The 3,445-nt window shown below is 36.7% G+C and carries 2 protein-coding genes and 1 pseudogene; 2 read left to right on the top strand and 1 reads right to left on the bottom strand.

Annotated elements, in window-relative coordinates; genetic code table 11:
- A partial coding sequence (locus ACRBBL_RS24190; protein ID WP_431371674.1) for a virginiamycin B lyase family protein occupies nucleotides 1–2,564 on the top strand: 2,564 nt, incomplete at its 5' end.
- Nucleotides 2,565–2,784: 220 nt separating this feature from the next.
- Here the strand turns inward: ACRBBL_RS24190 and ACRBBL_RS24195 are convergent.
- Nucleotides 2,785–3,105 (bottom strand): helix-turn-helix transcriptional regulator, encoded by a 321-nt coding sequence (locus ACRBBL_RS24195; RefSeq protein ID WP_431371675.1) that lies wholly within the window; start codon nucleotides 3,103–3,105, stop codon nucleotides 2,785–2,787.
- A 23-nt stretch (nucleotides 3,106–3,128) separates the two neighbouring features.
- Between ACRBBL_RS24195 and ACRBBL_RS24200 the strand changes: the two are divergent.
- Nucleotides 3,129–3,445, top strand: a pseudogene (locus tag ACRBBL_RS24200) (ATP-binding protein); the annotation flags it as partial.

Here is a 3,445-nt window from a genome sequence, read left to right on the forward strand (position 1 = left end):
CTACACAAATCTATACAGGCGATGATAAAGATTTAGACGATTTGCAAGTAACAGGTACAGGCATACAATGGTATGCTGCAGCCACAGGCAATACAACATTACCAAATAGCACATTGTTAGCAGATGGCACTACATATTATGCTAGCCAAACCATAGCGGGTGTGGAAAGTACAGAAAGACTAGCAATCACTGTTAACCGTATCTCAGATAATACACAAAACTACAGTCCTGGAGACACTGTAGCCGATTTAGGAAGCACACCAAGCACAGGAGCTACAGCCACATGGTATACTTCGGCAAGTAGTAGTACAGCTTTAACTAATACAGAAGTTTTAAGTGCAGGTACCTATTATGTAGACGAAACAACACCAGAAATTATAGAAACTTTAGGTTCTGGGTCTTTTGTTAGTCCTTTTGGTGTAGGAGTGCAATCAGATGGTAAAATTGTATTGAGTAGTGGTGCTATATGGCGAATGAATGCAAATGGTACAGGAATAGAAATTTTAAATACTGGGTTTGCTGGCGCTAATGGAATTGCGATACAATCCGATGATAAGATTGTAGTAGCTGATAATATTAATAGCACCATAAATCGAATAAATGCAGATGGTTCAAATACAGAACCTTTGGGTTTAGGGTTTAGTAATCCTAGTGATGTAGCCATACAATCAGATGGAAAAATTCTAGTGGCTGATACTGGTAATAATGCCATAAAGCGAATGAATGCAGACGGTACAGGAGTAGAGAATTTAGGTACAGGATTTAATAACCCTAGAGGCGTAGCAGTGCAATCAGATGGAAAAATCCTAGTTGCTGATACAGGTAATAATGCCATAAAGCGAATGAATGCAGATGGTACAGTAATAGAGACCTTAGGTATAGGGTTTAACAACCCTAGAGGTGTAGTAATACAATTAGATGGAAAAATTCTAGTGTCTGATACAGGAAATAATACCATAAAGCGAATGAATGTAGATGGTACAGGAGTAGAGACCTTAAGTACAGGATTTAATAACCCTATAGGCGTAGCAGTGCAATCAGATGGAAAAACCCTAGTGGCTGATACTGGTAATAATGCTATAAGGCGTATTACAGAAGCCTATACCTCAAACCGTGTGGCAGTTATAGTTGAGCAGCAACCAACACTAGCACCAACAACCACATACCCCACACAAATATATACAGGAGATGATAAAGATTTAGACGATTTGCAAGTAACAGGTACAGGCATACAATGGTATGCTGCAGCCACAGGTAATACAACCTTGTCAAATACCACATTGTTGGCAGATGGAACCACCTATTATGCTAGCCAAACTTTAGGTAGTATAGAAAGTACAGCGCGTTTAGCTATTACCGTTAATCGGATCTCAGATAATATACAAGAGTTTAGTTCTGGTGATACCGTAGCAGATTTAGTAAGTACACCAAGTACAGGTGTAACAGCCACTTGGTATACCACAGCCAGTGACGGTACAGCATTAACAGGAGTAGACGTTTTAAGCGCAGGTACCTATTATGTAGAAGAAATCAGACTAGAGACATTAGAAACCCTTGGTACAGGATTTAGTAATCCCTTTGGTGTTGCTGTGCAATCCGATGGCAAAATTCTTGTTGCTGATAGTAATAATAATGCCATAAAGCGAATGAATGCCGATGGCACAGGTATAGAAGTCTTAGGCAATGGTTTTAATTTCTCTTATTCTATAGCAGTGCAATCGGATGGGAAGGTTTTGGTAGCAGATACATTTAATAATGCCATAAAGCGTATGAATGAAGATGGTACAGGTATAGAAACCTTAGGTTCTGGTTTTCTTAATCCTACTGGAATTGCCGTACAATCCGATGGCAAAATTCTTGTTGCTGATAGTAATAATAATGGCATAAAGCGTATGAATGCCGATGGTACAGGTATAGAAATATTAGGTTCTGGTTTTAATAGTCTTATAGGTGTCGCGGTACAATCCGATGGAAAGATTCTTGTTGCTGATATTGGAGATAATGCCATAAAACGTATGAATGCCGATGGCTCAAATATAGAAACCTTAGGGACGGGGTTTTTAGCCCCTTATAGTGCTGCCGTACAATCGGATGGGAAAATTCTTGTTGCTGATACTGGAAATAATGAAATCAAGCGCATGAATGCAGATGGTACAGGTATAGAGGTTTTAAGTTCCAGTGTCTTTAATCCTTCTAGTATAGCGTTGCAATCCGACGGGAAAATTCTTGCTGCCGATCCAGTTAATAGTAGTATAAGGCGTATTACAGAAGCTTATACTTCTAATCGTGTGGCTGTTACTGTTAGTGAAACACTTAGTATAGACGATGTAGATATTAATAATTCGTTACTACTTTACCCAAATCCAGCTAAAGATAAATTGTTTATTACCACGAGTAATGGATTACTTATAAAAAGTATTACTTTGATAGATGCATTAGGAAGAAATGTATTTACAGTAGATAAACAAAATGTAATAGATGTTTCTAATATTAGTAATGGTGTTTTATTATTAAAAATAAAAACAAATAAAGGCACAATAACTAAAAGGGTTGTTAAGCAATAGAAGTTTAAACACTGAATTTTTACGATTTTTGTGAGCAGCAATCTAGAACATTTAAGTATTTGTTTAAATGTTCTAGATGGACTATTTTTTTCCTATAGGAGATGGTGAAAATGTTCTACTTTATTGGAATTGATAAGAACTTGTAATTACTATGGTATTAGTTTATGATTAGAAAGTTAAATAAAATTATTCATCATTTCAAAAATACCAATGAACTTTGCTAGCTCTTTTTTAACAATTCTTTTTTAATTCGATACAATAAACATTTATTTGCAAACGAATCAGTTCCATCATTCCAATAGTTATATCCTAAAAAATCAACAACTTTCTTTCGATTCCGTATATGAGGGATGCATTGATTCCATTCCCAGTTTTGATAAGAGTCTTTGAGTACTTCAAAGTGATTAGCCATTTCCTGTTGTGTCCATCTTAGAGCTAAACGTCGGCGTTTTAGTTCAGCACCAAGGCTTTGATCGTTTTCATGAGGAAATGGTAAATAACAAGGTTTTTCGGCTTTGAGTTTAATGTTGCAAATGGGCATCACACCATTTTCAGACGTCGCACTCGTTGGCGCATAATGGCGTATTATTCTTAGATGAATTACCTGAATTTAAACGAAGTGTTTTAGAAGTCATGCGACAACCGTTGGAAGACAGAGAAGTCACAATTTCAAGAGCACATTTCACGATTACGTATCCAAGTAGTTTTATGTTAGTCGCAAGTATGAATCCTAGTCCGAGTGGAACGTTTCAAAGACTCTGAAATTCTACATTACAATGCACAAATGAATACGAAGCAAATTCGAAAACATTGCAAATTAGATATAGAAGCGTTGAATTTACTCAAAACTGCCATGGAGCGTTTGAATCTATCCGCAAGAG

The organism is Kordia sp. (assembly GCF_050633145.1).
Classification (GTDB): Bacteria; Bacteroidota; Bacteroidia; order Flavobacteriales; family Flavobacteriaceae; genus Kordia.